The sequence below is a fragment of the Sphingobium sp. RC1 genome (assembly GCF_059738765.1).
Map to the genome: position 1 here is coordinate 349600 of NZ_AP027306.1, position 15461 is coordinate 365060.

Sequence of the window (15461 nt, forward strand, 5' to 3'; positions counted from 1 at the left end):
CAAAATGGACTAGGGCGCGGGCATGACCGATAAACTCGTGATCGCCCTTGCCCAGATGACACAAAGCGTGGGCGACCTGAAGGCTAATGCGGACGCGATGCTCGAATGGCGAGCGCGCGCGACCGGCGCCGACCTCATCGTCTTCCCCGAGCTTCAACTGATTGGCTACCCGCCCGAAGACCTGGTGTTGAAGCCAGCATTGGTCGATCGCGCCAACCATGAACTGGATCGTCTGGCCCAGGCGACAGCGGACGGCGGCCCCGCGATGCTGGTCGGCACCGTGGTCGCGTCGCAAGGCGTGTTGTTCAATGTCGTCGCCCTGTTGGAAGATGGCGCCGTCACCGCCATCCGGCAAAAGCGCGAACTGCCCAATTATGGCACGTTCGATGAAAAGCGCCTGTTCGCGCCCGGCCCGCTGCCTGCGCCCATCGATTTCCGCGGCGTGAAGATCGGCGTGCCGATCTGCGAGGATATCTGGTTCCCCTTCGTCACCGCGCATCTGCGGGCCGAAGGGGCGGAAATCCTCATCAGCCCCAATGGCAGCCCATTCGAAGTCGACAAGGACGACCGCCGCATTAACGCCGTCGCAGGTACACGTGTGCGCGAAACCGGCCTGCCGCTCGTCTATCTGAACCGCGTCGGCGGCCAGGATGAACTGGTGTTCGACGGCGCCTCCTTCGTCATGGGCGCCGACCGCAGCATCGCCCACCAACTCGCCGACTGGGAGGAAGCGCTCGTCCTCACCCATTGGGAAAAATGGGAAGGCCAGTGGGTCTGCATTCCCGGCGATCGGCATGAACTCGATAGCCGCCCGGCCGACATCTATAATGCGATGGTACTCGGCCTGCGCGACTATGTGAACCGCAACGGCTTTCCCGGTGTCGTCCTTGGCCTGTCAGGCGGCATCGACTCAGCGCTGTCGGCAGCGGTGGCCGTGGACGCCCTGGGGCCGGAGCGCGTCTGGAGCGTCATGATGCCGTCGCGCTTCACCAGCCAGGACAGTCTGGACGATGCCGTCGAATGCGCCCGCTTGCTCGGCATCCGCTACGACACGATCCCGATCGAGCCTGCCGTGGCGGCCTTCGATACGATGCTGGCCGATGCTTTCGCGGGGCGGCAGCGCGACCTTACCGAAGAAAATCTCCAGTCCCGCATTCGTGGCGTGACGCTCATGGGCCTGTCGAACAAGTTCGGCCACATGCTGCTGACCACCGGGAACAAGAGCGAGATGTCGGTCGGCTACGCCACCATCTATGGCGATATGGCGGGTGGTTATTCGGTGCTGAAGGACGCCTACAAGACCACCGTCTTCGACCTCAGCCGTTGGCGCAACGAGAATGTCTCTTCGCTCGGCCTTGGCCCATCTGGTCCAGTCATGCCCGAACGCGTGATCACCAAGCCACCGAGCGCGGAATTGCGTGAGGATCAGAAGGATGAGGATAGCCTGCCACCCTATGAGGTGCTGGACCCGATCCTGTACGGCCTGGTGGAGGAGGAGCTGTCGGTAGAAGAGCTTGTCGCGCGCGGGTTTGACAAGGATGTGGTCGCCCGCATCGAACGCCTCCTCTATGTCGCCGAATATAAGCGGCGCCAATCCCCTCCGGGCGTGAAGCTCGGCATGCGCAATTTCGGCCGTGATCGCCGCTATCCGATCACCAACGCTTTCCGGACCCTTTAAGCTCATGACCGTCATCACCCGCTTTGCCCCGTCGCCAACCGGCAACCTTCATGTCGGCAATATCCGCGCCGCGCTCCACAACTGGCTTTGGGCGCGCAAAAGCGGCGGCAGGTTCCTCCTGCGCCTTGATGACACCGACCTTGAGCGCTCTCGCGCGGAATATGCCGACGCGATCCGGGCGGACCTGACATGGCTCGGCCTGAACTGGGATGGCGAGGAAAAGCAGTCCGACCGCTTCGCCCTGTATGAAAGCCGGTTCGAGCAATTGAAGGCGTCGGGCCATGTTTACCCGGCCTATGAAACGCAGCAGGAACTCGAACTGCGCCGGAAGGTCCTGCTGGGCCGGGGCCTTCCGCCGGTCTATGACCGCGCCGCCCTGTCGCTCACCGCCGATCAGATCGCCGCCCATGAAGCTGAAGGCCGCACACCCCATTGGCGCTTCAAGCTCGATCATGATCAGCCGATCCTCTGGACCGACCTTATCCGTGGCGAGCAGCGCTTTGACCCCAAGCTGCTATCCGACCCGGTGATCCGCCGTGCCGATGGCAGCTGGCTCTATATGCTCCCATCCGTGATCGACGATGTGGACATGGGCGTAACCCATGTGCTGCGCGGCGAAGATCATGTCTCCAACACGGCGGTTCAGATCCAGATGTTCGCAGCGCTGGGTGTGAAGCTGCCCTCCTTCGCGCATGAGGCGTTGCTGACCGGAAGCGAAGGCAAGCTCTCGAAGCGCCTGGGCTCGCTAGGCGTCGCCCATTTCCGCGAGATCGGCCTGGAGGCCATGGCTGTCTTGTCGTTGCTCGCCCGCCTTGGCACATCACTGCCGGTAGAGCCGTTCGCGAATGTCGAGCCGTTGGTCGAAAGCTTCGACTTCGCGCATTTTGGACGAGCGCCCGCCCGCTTCGACGAAGCGGAACTGGCCGCACTCAACCAGAAGATCGTCCATCTTCTACCCTATGGCGAAGTGTCCGGCCGCCTGCCTGCCGGGATGGATGAAGCAGGCTGGAACGCCATCCGGCCGAACCTCGAAAATGTTGGGCAAGCCGCCGATTGGTGGCGCATTGTAACCGGCCCTATCGAAGCGCCCACTCCGGATGAGGATGATCGCGCCTTCCTCGAGACTGCCCGGGGGATACTGCTGGAGTTGGACTTCAACGCGGACATCTGGCCCGCGCTCACCGGCGCGCTCAAGGAGCGTACAGGCCGTAAGGGCAAAATGCTGTTCCTGCCCTTACGCCGTGCCCTCACCGGGCTGGATCACGGCCCGGACATGGCTCAACTCTTGCCGCTGATCGGCAGAGACGAAGCACTACGTCGCCTGAGTTGAGCCGGACGACGCCCTGAGCAAATCAGGCGCGCAGACCTTCCAGCGCCTTGCCCACGGCCAATATGCCTTCGGGCGCGACAGCAAAGCCCATATGTGTGCAATCCACCTCGATGGCCCTGTCGCGCTCGCCGGGCCTGCCCTTTGCGCATTCCGGCACGATGACCCCGTCGCGCCGCGACCAGAGGGCAATGGTGGGGACCTGCGGCTTTACCTCCCGGTCGCAGGCAAAAGGGGGGCAATCGACAGGATGACCCGAAACCAATTGATATAGCCGCCAAGCATGATTGGCGCGGGGATCGCCTGAAAAGGGCGTGCCCATGGTGATGACGCCAGCAACTTTCTCCTGCGCGACCTTGGCATATTCTCGTGCGAACAGCCCGCCCAGGCTCCAGCCCACCAGGGTCACTGGTGCATCGGCCTCCCTGCGAATCCTCTCCACTCGCCGGTCGATTTGCTCCAGCGTGTCTGGCCGGGGACCCAGATTGCGTCCCATGTCCCAGCTGTGAGCGCTATATCCCGCAGCCTGAAGGATCGCGCGCATCATCTCCATCCGCTGCTCTGAAGCGAGCAGGCCGGGGATCAGCAGGACGTGGCGCCCATCGCCCTTTATCGCTCGCGACAAGGCACCGGCTCGGGCACGGCTGCGCGCCAGATCAATCGGCATGGACGCGTTGCCCAGCAAATGCCGCAAGGAAGGCCGCACCGCATCGTTAGGATGCTGCGCTAAGCGACCCTTCCAGAAGCTGGTGATCGAATCGACATAAGGCGGCACGAGAAAACAGTCTCCAAGGCCCAAAGGCGAAAGATGACATTCTCATGACAAATGCGCCGCGCGTCCAATGGTTTCGCGCGGCCGTCTCAACGGCTGGTCGATTATGACAGGTGGATCAAGGCGCTAGGGGAGAGGTTTGGGTGACTGGCCCACCACTGACGCCGTGCAATTGGCGCGGCTCCAATATGGCTGCGGTTTCGATCAGGTCCAGCGCTCGCCGTGCTTCGATATAGCGGCGGGCGAACTGCATCCACCTGTCGGCGGCCGCCCTGCCGGGCATTTTCTCCACCTCGGTGAGAGCCGGACCTACCCGCCCCGCATCGATATAACGCAGCGCCCGTTCCATCGCAGCCTCCGGGCGCGGAGAGGGTGTGGATGTCCGCCTGATGGTGACGAGTTCGCGGGCCTCATGCTCCACAGACTCCCACCAGCTCGTTTGCGGCCCGGGCGTCGTCAATTGATCGGCGACGCCGGAAAGTCCGGCGCGCAGGTCGGTAATCGTGACCGGCTCGCGCGCCGCATTGATGATCGTCGCCACGGCTCGCGGCTGCGCCTGGCCAAAGCGCAACCTCAATTGTCCTTCGATATAGCCGAGAGGCATCCCGCTATCGAGCGCACGGCGCGCGGCAAAGGCGACCAGCAATCCCTCGGCGCGGGCTGCATTTCCGGACGCTGTCTGAGCCTCTACGGTAATGCGATTGAGCCGATCTTCCAGCTGGACCACCCTTCCGTCCAGCATCTGCGCCGCGTCTGCGGACAGTGGGCGTAGCGCGACGCCGGGGCGCAAATAGGGGTCGGCGGTGGGGACCGGCGGTTGCGCGCGATCATTCCAGCGGCCCTGGAAATAGAGCATCGTGCCGATGGCAAGCGCGACGCCGATCACAAAGGCAAGCAGCAGGGACGGGAAGATCGGCCAGGAACTCCGTTTGCGCGGAGGAACCGGCGCAATCGCCGTGACGCTTGTCGCGCCGCCTTCTTCGCTCATTGAGGACCTTTCTTCCATCTTGGCGGGATCATTCGCACAATCGTGTCGCGAGGGCCAGCATCCTCTCGTCATCGGGCCTGTCGGGCGCTTCGCCGCTGGCCCAGCCGGGGCCGCAGGCTGAAAGAGTCGCCGGGCTGATGGCGATGACATGGAGATCGCGCCGCCGCTCCGGCGCGATCATTTCTGCAAGCTTGGCGCCCGCACGCGGGGAATGAACCAGCAATATCGCGTCAGGCTCCAGCTGAGGATCAAGCTGCGCCTGCGGCCTCGCGCCAATCGTGTAGACGGCCACCCGCTCGATACTCAACTGCCCCGCCTCTATCGGGGCGAGGGTCGTGCCTCCCAGATGCAGCACCCGCCGGTGTCCGTCCGCAGCGATGCGGGCCGCAATGGCGCTGCCATCCTGATCGCCGCTGACGACATTTGCGAAACCATGCTGTGCCATCGCCTGGGCGGTAGCGCTCCCGACCGCGTAGGCGGGCAGCGCCCGGTAACGGACAAGCTGCGATCCGCCGAGCCGCGCCGCCTGCGCACTGGTCATCAACAGTGCATCGAACCGCTCGGGGAGAGGGGCGTCCCAGCTGACCGGCCGTGCCTCGAACAATGGGCAAAGGCGGGGCTGGAGACCAAGCTTCCTTGCCCGCGCAGCAGTCTCGCTCGCGCCCGGTTCGGGCCGCAGGATGATGACCGGCCTCACGCCTCGAACAGAGCGCGCAGCTCCGCGCTGGCACGGTCGAGCAGGGAGTGGCCCAGCGCCTCCGCCGCGCTGAGATCGCCGCGCGCGATGACCCTTATGTCATCCACCCGCTCGCGCCCGTCAGCGCTCAATATCTCGGCTGCGAGGCGGATATTCCCATTCTCCAGCCGCCCCAGAGCCGCGATCGGCGAATGGCACGTCCCGCCCAGCCCTTTGAGGACTGCTCGCTCGGCCATCACGCAATCAAACGTATCGCTATCGTTGATCCCGGCCAGCAGCGCCTGCATTTGCGCATTGTCGCTCAATGTCTCAATGCCCACCGCGCCCTGCGATGGCGCTGGCAGCATGACGTCAAGCGGGATGCATGTCCCGACGTCCGGCTGCCCCAGCCGGTCGAGGCCAGCCGCTGCAAGCAATGTCGCATCGACTTCCCCTGCGGCAAGCTTTGCCAGCCGCGTTGCGACATTCCCCCTGAACAGCACGACCTGCGCATCAGGCCGCAGCCGCTTGACCTGCGCCGCCCGCCGGGGGGAACTTGACCCCACCACCGGGTTCTCGGGCAGGGCCGCAAAGCTCTCCGCGCCGACCAGCCGATCCCGGACATCGGCGCGGGGCAGCATGGCGGCAACCATGATTTCCACGGGCCGAATAGTCTCCACATCCTTCATGGAATGGACGGCAAAATCGATCTGACCTTCCACCAGCGCCCTATCCAGTTCCTTCGTCCACAGCGCCTTGCCGCCGATTTCCGCCAACGCCCGGTCTTGAATCCGGTCGCCGCTTGTCTGGACGATCACCGTCTCGATCGCGTCCGGCCCCCAGCCATGTCGGGTGCACAGCGCCTCGGCCGTCATGCGCGCTTGTGCCAGCGCAAGGGGCGAACCTCGCGTGCCAAGACGGAGCGGGCGATCAGGTGTGAAAGATTGCGATGTCATATGCCGCTTGCTCTAATATCCGTGGCCATTAGATGGAAGCAGCAATGACGATCATCCTCGGCCTGGAATCTAGCTGCGACGAAACTGCGGCAGCGTTGGTGACGGCTGATGGGAAGATACTCGCCCACCGTCTCGCCACGCAGGAGGAGGCGCACCGCCCTTATGGCGGCGTCGTACCTGAAATCGCCGCCCGCGCCCATGTCGAGGCGCTAGCTCCGCTGATCGAAGCGGCACTCGCCGACGCGGATCTGACCCTGGATCAGGTTGACGTGATCGCCGCGACGGCAGGTCCCGGATTGATCGGCGGCGTGATGGTCGGTCTGGTGACTGGCAAGGCGCTCGCCCATGCCGTCAACAAGCCGCTGATTGCCGTCAATCATCTCGAAGGCCATGCGCTTTCGCCCCGGCTTGCCGACCCGACGCTGCAATTCCCTTACCTCCTGTTGCTGGTTTCCGGCGGACATTGCCAGTTGCTCCATGTCCGCGGGCCGGGTGATTATGCCCGCCTTGCCACCACGATTGACGATGCCAGTGGGGAGGCGTTCGACAAGACCGCCAAGCTGCTTGGCCTCGGCTACCCGGGAGGTCCGGCAGTCGAGCGGGCTGCGGCAAGCGGCAATCCCAAGGCCGTTCCCCTGCCGCGTCCGCTCGTCGGCACGGCTGAGCCGCATTTCTCCTTTGCCGGTCTCAAGAGCGCGGTGATGCGCGCTGCGCAATCGGGACAATATTCGACCGAAGACATTGCCGCGAGCTTCCAGCAGGCAGTGATAGATTGCCTCGTCGATCGGACTGAAAAGCAGCTTGCCGCGCTGGACGGGATAACCGCTCTGGTCGTCGCGGGTGGCGTTGCCGCCAACCAGTCGATCCGCGCGGGGCTTCAGGCACTCGCCGCGCGGCATGATCTTCCCTTTGTCGCGCCCCCGCTTTGGCTTTGCACGGATAATGCCGCGATGATCGCCTGGGCAGGGGCTGAACGCTATGCAGCCGGTCTCGTCGATGATCTTACCGTTCCAGCCCGGCCGCGCTGGCCGCTGGATCCGGATGCCGAAAAAGCGCGCGGGGCAGGAGTGAAGGCATGAAGGCGGGTGTCATAGGAGCGGGCGCCTGGGGCACGGCCCTTGCGCAAACCCTTTCGTCGCAAGGCGAGGATGTTCGCTTGTGGGCGCTTGAACCGGACGTAGTCAGCGCCATCAATCAGGATCATCTCAATCCCCTTTATCTTCCCGGTATTCCTCTCAATCCAGCCGTGCAGGCGACGGAGGACATGGGGGCCATGGTTGATCGGGAGTTGCTGTTGATCGTCAGCCCGGCTCAGCACCTGCGCGCTGTCGTGGCGGGACTCCCCGCCGGTATCCCCCTCATCCTGTGTTCGAAGGGGATCGAAGCTGGCTCCGGCCTGCTCATGTCGGAAGTCGCCAAGCAGGCCCAGCCCAGTTCGCCGATCGGCGTTTTGTCAGGTCCAACCTTCGCTCATGAGGTCGCGCGGGGGCTTCCCACCGCCGTCACCTTGGCTTGCGATGATGCACAGCTTGCCGGGCGTATCGCGGCGCGCGTCGCCCGCCCTGCCTTTCGTCCCTACCTGTCCGATGACATCGTAGGTGCGGAGATTGGCGGGGCGGTCAAAAATGTGCTCGCCATCGCTTGCGGCGTTGCAGACGGAGCGGGCCTCGGCCTGAACGCTCGCGCATCGCTCATCAGCCGAGGCTTTGCCGAAATGACGCGTTTTGGCCTCGCACGCGGCGCCCGCGCCGAAACTCTCTCGGGCTTGTCAGGTTTGGGTGATCTGGTTCTCACCTGTTCCTCGACCAACTCGCGCAATTTCTCGCTCGGCAAGGGACTGGGCGAAGGCCGATCGGCTGCCGAACTGCTCGCCAATCGCCGCACCGTTGCCGAAGGCGCCTTTACTGCGCCCGTGCTGCGCGAGGCTGCACGCGCGGCCTCTGTCGAAATGCCGGTGGTGGAAGCTGTCTGTGCCCTGCTGGAAGACGCGGCCCCTCTGGGCGAAGTCATCGACGCGCTGCTCGCGCGTCCGCTGCGTCCCGAATAATCCGTCGCCCTTCGATCATTTATTGTTTACCGTCCGGCAACAGAGAATATGACGCGACAGGGGGATCCACTTTCTTTGCCGACTGAGCAGGCTTCCTCCGCGCAACAGGATGACATCGCGGCGCTTGCCAGAGGTGGCCGGACGAACATTTTCGGCTTTCTTCTGCGCCTGGCTGCTCGCCTCCCTTTCCTTTTCATCGCTGGCCGCTGGTATGGTGCCGATGCGCTAGGCCGTTTCGCCTATGCGGTCCTAGTCGTCGAATTCATCGCGCAACTGGCGACGCTGGGGCTGAAACGCGGTCTGGCTGGAGCGCTGGCTCAAACCGAGCGTCCTCACGGCCATGTCGTCACGGACGCGATGCTGGTGACGCTGATCGCCGCCTCGATCGGCAGCTGCATATTGGTTGCCTTCCCGCAAGCGATGTTCCCCAACAGCGGGATCAATGGCCTTGACCGCTTGCTGGCGCTCATCGTGATAGCCGTTGCAGGGTCAGACGTTGCGCTGGCCGCCTGTGCCTATCGTTTTGACATAGGGGCCACTGTTCGTGCCCGGTCCATCATAGAACCCTGGGCTATCAGCATCGGCGCTTTCGCTTTTGCTTTTTATTCCACACGCGATGGCCTTATCCTCTCTTACGTCGTTTCCATGATCGCGGCGTTTGTCGCCTCTATCATCCCCATGACCCGCCACTATGGCATACCCTATGGATGGCGCCCCGACTTCGGCAGGCTTTGGCGTCTCGCGCGCCGCAACTTGCCGCTCGCCGCTGCCGACGGCGTGGAATGGGGATCGCGTCGCCTCGACCTCGCCATTCTGGGCCTGTTCGTCAGTCCCGCGATCGTCGGCGTCTACTATGTAGCGCAGCAGGTTGCCTCATTGCCGCAAAAGCTGAAAACCAGCTTCGATCCGATTCTGGGGCCGGTCATCACCCGCAACCTTGCCGAGGGCAATCTTGCCGCCATTGCGCGGCAGGTCAGTCAGGTGGGCTTCTGGATCATCGCCGCGCAGGCCGGTATCGCCCTTGCGCTTGGCATACCCGGCGAGGCGGTGATGGGGCTAGTCGGGCCGCATTTCGTTGGCGGCACCGGAGCGCTCGCCTTTCTCCTGCTGGCGGAGGTCGTCGCGGCCACTGCCGTGGTCAGCGAATCTGCGCTGGTATATATCGCTCGCCACCGCAACCTGATGATTTCGCTGTTCATGATCGGATTGCAGGCCGCACTCAGTTTCGGGCTCATATTGCTTGCGCGCCGGTTTGATCTGTCTCCGATGGCGATAGCAGCGGCACCGGCTCTCGCGCTCACCATCGCGCTGGGGGTTGGCGCGCTGGTGAAGGCGCGCCTTTTGTCTCATCTGCTCAAGGCTAAAGTAAATGCGTGGCGCTGGCCATTGCTCAGCGCATGTGGCGCTGCCTGCATTGTGGGCGCCGCCTTCGTCGCTCTGCCGCCCGCGCTGGAATGGATCGAACTTGTTTTCGGAGTGGGGACGATTCTGGCCGTCTACGGCTTTGTCATTTGGCGATGGGGCTTCGGCCCCGATGACCGGGCCTTGTTCCGGCGCCAGAAAGCCGCCTGATCTAAGTAGAGCTTAGGCGGCTTGGATCTTCCCGGTCGATGCGGATGAGTGTTTCGCGGTCTTACCGCCCCAGCTTCGCCCGGATCAGCTTCAAATCCTGCTCGGGCCGCGCACCCCAATGGGAAATCACTTCGGCTGCGGCTGCTGCGCCCAGTTCGAGGCAATGATGCACGTCCAGTTCCTCGATATGACCGGCAAGGAACCCTGCGGCGAACAGGTCGCCCGCGCCCGTGGTGTCGATCACCTGCGCAACAGGCGCTGCGGGCACTTCATAGCGAACCCCGTCCACAACAGCGATCGCGCCCTTTTCGCTGCGCGTCGAGATCAGCACCGGCACACGCCCGGCGAATGACGCCACCGCTTTGTCAAAATCATCGATCTGCGTCAGCGACTGAATTTCATGCTCGTTGGAAAAGAGGATGTCGATCAACCCCTGATCGATGAGTTGCACGAAATCATCCCGATGCCGTTCAATGACGAAGCCATCTGACAGCGTGAAGGCAACCTTGCGGCCCGCCCCTTTCGCGGCATCGATGGCGGCACGCATGGCAGCGCGCGGCTGTTCAGGATCCCACAGATAGCCTTCCAGATAGAGGATCGATGCTGAACGGATCAGGTCGAGGTCGAGGGCCGATTCCGGCAGAAACTGCGACGCGCCCAGGAATGTGTTCATCGTGCGTTGAGCGTCCGGCGTCACCAGGATCAGGCAGCGCGCGGTGGGCACCTCGCCCCCCACCGCTGGCGTGTCATAGCGGATACCGAGGGCGCGTACGTCATGGGTGAACACATCGCCCAACTGGTCGTCGCGCACTTGCCCGATGAAGGCGCAGCGCTTGCCCAGTGCCGCGAGGCCAGCCAGCGTGTTCGCCGCTGATCCACCGCTGACCTCTTTGCCCGCGCCCATATCGGCATAGAGCGCCTCGGCCGTCTCCGCGTCGATCAGCTGCATCCCGCCCTTGGTCAGCGCATGTTCGGCAAGGAACGCGTCATCGCTAGGGGCAAGGACGTCGACAATGGCATTGCCGATCGCGACAACATCTAGCGAGGGAACAGCAGCAGCGGTCACGCGATATCCTTACTCAATGGCTCAAAATCGCGCCGTGTCTATCGAGCCGCGCTGCTGCGTGCAATGTTGCAGATTGACCATGCGTGCAGAGCGCGGAATAGCGTGCCCATGGTGATCGCCGCCGCCCTTCGTGCCTTTCCCGTCATATTTCATCGGGCTGCTCTGCGCCTCTTGGCCAAGACGCTCATGCTGACGCTGCTGATTTTCGCGCTGGCCGGATTGGGTCTTTGGACGGCAGTCCACGCAATGCGCGCATATTTCGGCTGGAGTGGTGGTGGCCTAGCGGAAGCAGCCGTAACGGCTATGAGCCTCGCCGCGCTTGCATGGCTGCTCTTCCGGACCATCGCCATGGCAGTCATGAACCTGTTCGCCGACGACATCGTGGCTGCGGTCGAACGGGACAGCTATCCCGCCGCCGCAGCCGCCGCGCGGCCCCTGGGCTTCGCGCCCAGCTTGCGGCTTGCCCTCGCTTCGGCCGCGCGAACGGCGGGCTGGAACATGCTGGCGCTGCCGGTCTACCTCCTTCTTCTGGTCACTGGCGTCGGCACGGTCCTGCTCTTCCTGGCGCTTAACGCCTATCTGCTGGGTCGCGATCTCAGCGATATGGTGGAGCAGAGGCATCCGGGGCTTTTGCCGATCCCCCGCCTCGGCCGGTGGCTCATGGGCCTCGTCTCGGCGCTTATGTTCCTCATTCCCTTCATCAACTTGCTTGCGCCCGTTTGGAGCGCGGCTATGGCGGTGCACATGCTGCACGGCGTCCGGAACAAGTCACGATGAAAGCTTCCCAACATATCCTTTCGGTCTTGCTTGCGTTGCCATTGGCGGCTTGCGGCGGCTCGATTGTGCCGCCTGCGCCGATGCGCCCATCGCCAGCTGGTCCGCCCGCCAGCGCCTTCATGAAATCGGGTCCGCTCATGGGAATGGACGCGCGCCACCTCGTCCAGCAATTCGGTACGCCTCGACTTGATATCCGGGAAAGCACCATGCGTAAGCTCCAGTTCGCTAACGGACGCTGCGTTCTAGACGCCTATCTTTACGCACCGGCTCGCGGTAAGGAGCCTGTCGTCACCCATGTCGATGCGCGCACCCCCGCCGGCATCGATATCGATCCTGGCGCCTGCGCTTCAGCGCTGGGGCGGTAGGTCACGGCGCAGATAGCCGCTCCACGGCCCACGCCGCCGCTTCCGCCACTACGGGATCGTCATCGCTCAGCAACGGGTGCAATCGCGCCAGCAGGCTGGGGTTCCCGCTATTCCCTGCCGCTATGGCCGCGTTGCGGACCATCCGGTTGCGCCCGATCCGCTTGATCGGCGACCCTGAGAAAACCTCCCGAAACACTGCATCATCCAAAGCCAGCAGGTCGCCAATTTCAGGCGCAGCCAGTTCGGCACGTCCGATAAACGCCCGGTTTGCCGCTGCCGCATCAGCGAACTTGTTCCACGGACACACCGCCAGGCAATCGTCGCAGCCGTAGATGCGATTGCCAATCTTCTCGCGAAACTCGGGCGGGATCGGCCCCTTATGTTCGATGGTAAGGTAAGAGATGCACCGCCGCGCATCCACGACATAGGGAGCGGGAAAAGCATCAGTGGGGCAGGCCGACTGGCAGGCCGTGCAACTGCCGCAATGATCCACTTCGGGCTGGTCGGGTTCCAGGGCCAGTTCGCTATAGATCGCGCCCAGGAACAGCCAGCTGCCATGCGCCCGGCTGACCAGATTGCTGTGCTTCCCCTGCCAGCCCAGACCTGCGGCCATCGCCAGCGGCTTTTCCATCACCGGCGCGGTGTCCACGAAGACCTTAAGGGCGCTCGCCTGCTCCTCGACCAGCCAGCGAGCGAGGCTCTTTAGTCCCTTTTTCACGACGTCATGATAGTCGCGGCCCTGTGCGTAGACGGATATGCGTCCACGATCGCCTTCCTCCGCCAGCGCCAGCGGGTCGCGGCCCGGAGCATAGCTCATCCCCAGCATGATGACGCTGCGTACGTCGGGCCACAGCGCGCTGGGTGAACCACGCTGGTCTGCGCGCTCCTCCATCCACAGCATCTCGCCATGGCACCCATCATCCAGCCATTTGCGCAGCCGTCGCCCAGCCTCGGGCGCGGCGTTCGCGCGAGCGATCGCACATGCGGCAAAGCCCAGCCGCTGCGCCTGCGCCTTCAGGCGCTGTTCCAAGGTTTCGGTTTGCGTTGGCATGCTGTGCGACTATCAGGAGTGGATGATCCGTAACAATCCGGCTCCCCCTTCGGCCTATGCCGTCGAAGGCCATGCTCTTGTCAAGACATTCGGTAAATTCCGGGCAGTCGATGGCATCGACCTCGCCGTTCCCACCGGCTCCATTTACGGCATTCTCGGCCCTAACGGAGCGGGCAAGACGACCTTGCTCCGTACGCTGCTCGGCATCATCGATCCCGACGAGGGTTCTCGCCGACTGCTGGGCGATGATGTTCCGCTGCGTCAGGCGCGGGCCATCGGCTATCTGCCCGAGGAGCGGGGCCTTTATCCCTCGATGAAGGCGGCGGAAGCGATCGCGTTCATGGGCGCCCTGCGCGGGCTGCCGCTGAAAACAGGGCGTCAGCGGGCACGCGAGATGCTGGCCGAACATGGCATGGGCAGTTCGATCGACAAGCCGATCCGTCAATTGTCCAAGGGCATGGCCCAGACTGTTCAGCTGTTCGGCACGATCGTCCACGAACCTCGGCTGATAGTTCTCGACGAACCTTTCTCCGGACTTGACGCCATCAACCAGGGCAAGTTGGAGCTATTGATCCGCGATCAGGCGCGGCGGGGCGTCACCATCCTCTTTTCCACCCATGTCATCGCGCATGCCGAACGCCTCTGTGAACGCATCGCCATCGTCGCAGGCGGCCGCATCAGGTTCGAAGGATCAGTGGGTGAGGCGCGCGACAAGCTGCGCCCTCAGGTTCGCCTGCGGACCCGCGCGAGCGATGGTAACTGGCGCCGTGCCTTGCCTGCTGAAACGCTCGCGGCCGATGGCGCATGGCATTTTGATCTGCCGGATGAGGGGATCGAACCGCTGCTCCGGGCTTTGCTCGACGGGCAGGCGGGCATCGAAAGTCTCTCGATCGAACGACCCGGCCTGCATGACGCGTTCGTCTCCATAGCGGGTGCCGCCGCTGCCCAGCAGATGCAGGATGCGGAAGAGGAGGTCGCCTGATGAGCGAAGTCCTTCGCGCGGCCCTGGTTATCGCCCGCCGCGATTTTTCCGCCGTGATCTTCTCAAAGACCTTCATCCTGTTCCTGCTCGGCCCCTTGTTCCCGGTCGTGATCGGCATGGCGTTTGGCGGTCTGGGTGAAAAGATCACGACTGAAAGCCTGCGCCCCACCGTCGGCATCGCCATGGCGAGGGAGGATGCGGTGCGCATGGAACGTGCCCATGACATTCTTGCCGCCCGCTTGGGGGCGGACAACCTTCCTCGCCTACAACGCGCGCCCAAGGGAGCGCCGCGCGCCTTGCTCATGCGGCCCGACGCCCGCTTCATCGCCATCGTGTCGGGCACGATCACCCATCCCGTGCTCACCGGCAAAGCCGACGATCTCGCCATGCTGGAAGGCGATATCAGCCTGCTCGCAAGCGCGGCCGTCGCTGGCGAACAGCTCCCCCATGTGCGGATCGAGAAGCAGCTTGTTACGGCCAGCGCGGGCGCCGAGGCGCAATCGCGACTGCTGACGGGTCGTGCCGCGCAGGTCCTGATATTCCTGCTGACCATGCTTCTCGCGGGCATGGTTCTTTCCAACCTTGTGGAGGAAAAAACCAACAAGGTGATCGAAATCCTCGCCGCCGCCGTCCCGATCGACTCCGTTTTTCTGGGCAAGCTGATCGCCATGCTGGGGATGAGCTTCGTCGGCATCGGCTTCTGGGGGGCGGGGGTCGTGCTGGGCGTCCGGATTTTCGCGGGGCCGGACATCGCCCCGCCTACCCCTGCCGTCGGATGGCCCATGTTCCTGCTGCTTGGCGGCGTCTATTTCACCATGGCCTATGCCTTGCTGGGCTCGTTATTCCTGGGCATCGGTGCGCAGGCCGCAACCGTGCGGGAGGTGCAGACGCTCAACATGCCGGTCACCATGGCGCAGATGGGCGTCTTCTTTTTCGCGACCTATGCGGTTGATCATATGGGCTCCGCTCCAGAGATTGGCGCGATCATCTTTCCCTTCTCCTCGCCATTCGCGATGATCGCGCGGGCGGCTCAGGACGCCGCGCTATGGCCCCATATTCTTGCGATCGTCTGGCAGGCCATTTGGGTTGCCGCCATTATCCGTCTGGGCGTCTGGCTGTTCCGTCGGCATGTGCTTAAATCAGGCCATGGCAGCAGCCGGAAATTGTTCAGGCGGCGCTCAGCCCCGGTTGGATAGGTAGACGG

15 protein-coding genes are annotated in these 15461 nt (G+C 63.6%); 9 read left to right on the forward strand and 6 right to left on the reverse strand.

Annotated elements, in window-relative coordinates:
• Positions 1 to 22: 22 nt before the first annotated feature.
• On the forward strand, positions 23 to 1678 hold the full coding sequence (locus tag AC6JBC_RS01750; protein WP_498025061.1) for an NAD+ synthase: 1656 nt from the start codon (positions 23 to 25) through the stop codon (positions 1676 to 1678).
• A 4-nt stretch (positions 1679 to 1682) separates the two neighbouring features.
• A complete protein-coding gene (gltX, locus tag AC6JBC_RS01755) occupies positions 1683 to 3008 on the forward strand; it encodes a glutamate--tRNA ligase (RefSeq protein ID WP_498025062.1) in 1326 nt (441 codons plus the stop codon).
• Between the two features lie 22 nt (positions 3009 to 3030).
• Here the strand turns inward: gltX and AC6JBC_RS01760 are convergent, their stop codons facing one another.
• From AC6JBC_RS01760 to hemC, 4 genes are all read right to left on the reverse strand, one after another.
• Positions 3031 to 3780 carry an esterase/lipase family protein gene (locus AC6JBC_RS01760; RefSeq protein ID WP_498025064.1) on the reverse strand — a complete coding sequence of 250 codons (750 nt, stop codon included), beginning with the start codon at positions 3778 to 3780 and terminating at the stop codon, positions 3031 to 3033.
• A 115-nt stretch (positions 3781 to 3895) separates the two neighbouring features.
• Positions 3896 to 4783 carry a hypothetical protein gene (locus tag AC6JBC_RS01765; RefSeq protein ID WP_498025065.1) on the reverse strand — a complete coding sequence of 296 codons (888 nt, stop codon included), beginning with the start codon at positions 4781 to 4783 and terminating at the stop codon, positions 3896 to 3898.
• 10 nt (positions 4784 to 4793) lie between these two features.
• Positions 4794 to 5462, reverse strand: a complete 669-nt coding sequence (locus AC6JBC_RS01770; protein WP_498025067.1) for a uroporphyrinogen-III synthase — start codon at positions 5460 to 5462, stop codon at positions 4794 to 4796.
• Positions 5459 to 6316 carry a hydroxymethylbilane synthase gene (gene hemC / locus AC6JBC_RS01775; protein ID WP_498025069.1) on the reverse strand — a complete coding sequence of 286 codons (858 nt, stop codon included), beginning with the start codon at positions 6314 to 6316 and terminating at the stop codon, positions 5459 to 5461. Before hemC ends, AC6JBC_RS01770 begins: the two co-directional genes overlap by 4 nt.
• A gap of 125 nt (positions 6317 to 6441) precedes the next feature.
• Between hemC and tsaD the strand changes: the two genes are divergently transcribed.
• From tsaD to AC6JBC_RS01790, 3 genes are read left to right on the forward strand one after another with little or no spacing between them, the layout of a single operon-like run.
• The gene (gene tsaD, locus AC6JBC_RS01780) at positions 6442 to 7476 is read left to right on the forward strand and encodes a tRNA (adenosine(37)-N6)-threonylcarbamoyltransferase complex transferase subunit TsaD (RefSeq protein WP_498025071.1); all 1035 of its coding nucleotides are present in this window, start codon (positions 6442 to 6444) and stop codon (positions 7474 to 7476) included.
• Positions 7473 to 8444 carry an NAD(P)H-dependent glycerol-3-phosphate dehydrogenase gene (locus AC6JBC_RS01785; protein WP_498025072.1) on the forward strand — a complete coding sequence of 324 codons (972 nt, stop codon included), beginning with the start codon at positions 7473 to 7475 and terminating at the stop codon, positions 8442 to 8444. Before tsaD ends, AC6JBC_RS01785 begins: the two co-directional genes overlap by 4 nt.
• 48 nt (positions 8445 to 8492) lie before the next feature.
• A complete protein-coding gene (locus AC6JBC_RS01790; RefSeq protein ID WP_498025073.1) occupies positions 8493 to 10016 on the forward strand; it encodes a lipopolysaccharide biosynthesis protein in 1524 nt (507 codons plus the stop codon).
• A gap of 61 nt (positions 10017 to 10077) precedes the next feature.
• Here the strand turns inward: AC6JBC_RS01790 and AC6JBC_RS01795 are convergent, their stop codons facing one another.
• Positions 10078 to 11082, reverse strand: coding sequence for an adenosine kinase (locus tag AC6JBC_RS01795; RefSeq protein WP_498025074.1), 1005 nt, complete (start codon positions 11080 to 11082; stop codon positions 10078 to 10080).
• 108 nt (positions 11083 to 11190) lie between these two features.
• Between AC6JBC_RS01795 and AC6JBC_RS01800 the strand changes: the two genes are divergently transcribed.
• Positions 11191 to 11859, forward strand: coding sequence for an EI24 domain-containing protein (locus AC6JBC_RS01800; RefSeq protein ID WP_498025075.1), 669 nt, complete (start codon positions 11191 to 11193; stop codon positions 11857 to 11859).
• A complete protein-coding gene (locus AC6JBC_RS01805; RefSeq protein WP_464787662.1) occupies positions 11856 to 12224 on the forward strand; it encodes a hypothetical protein in 369 nt (122 codons plus the stop codon). Before AC6JBC_RS01800 ends, AC6JBC_RS01805 begins: the two co-directional genes overlap by 4 nt.
• Position 12225: 1 nt before the next feature.
• Here AC6JBC_RS01805 and queG read toward each other — a convergent pair whose 3' ends face one another.
• Positions 12226 to 13275, reverse strand: coding sequence for a tRNA epoxyqueuosine(34) reductase QueG (gene queG, locus AC6JBC_RS01810; RefSeq protein ID WP_498025076.1), 1050 nt, complete (start codon positions 13273 to 13275; stop codon positions 12226 to 12228).
• A 22-nt stretch (positions 13276 to 13297) separates the two neighbouring features.
• On the opposite strand from queG, the gene AC6JBC_RS01815 reads away from it, so the two are divergent.
• Both AC6JBC_RS01815 and AC6JBC_RS01820 read left to right on the forward strand, forming a co-directional pair.
• Positions 13298 to 14257 (forward strand): ABC transporter ATP-binding protein, encoded by a 960-nt coding sequence (locus AC6JBC_RS01815; RefSeq protein ID WP_498025973.1) that lies wholly within the window; start codon positions 13298 to 13300, stop codon positions 14255 to 14257.
• Positions 14257 to 15453 carry an ABC transporter permease gene (locus AC6JBC_RS01820; RefSeq protein WP_498025078.1) on the forward strand — a complete coding sequence of 399 codons (1197 nt, stop codon included), beginning with the start codon at positions 14257 to 14259 and terminating at the stop codon, positions 15451 to 15453. Before AC6JBC_RS01815 ends, AC6JBC_RS01820 begins: the two co-directional genes overlap by 1 nt.
• Positions 15454 to 15461 lie beyond the last annotated feature (8 nt).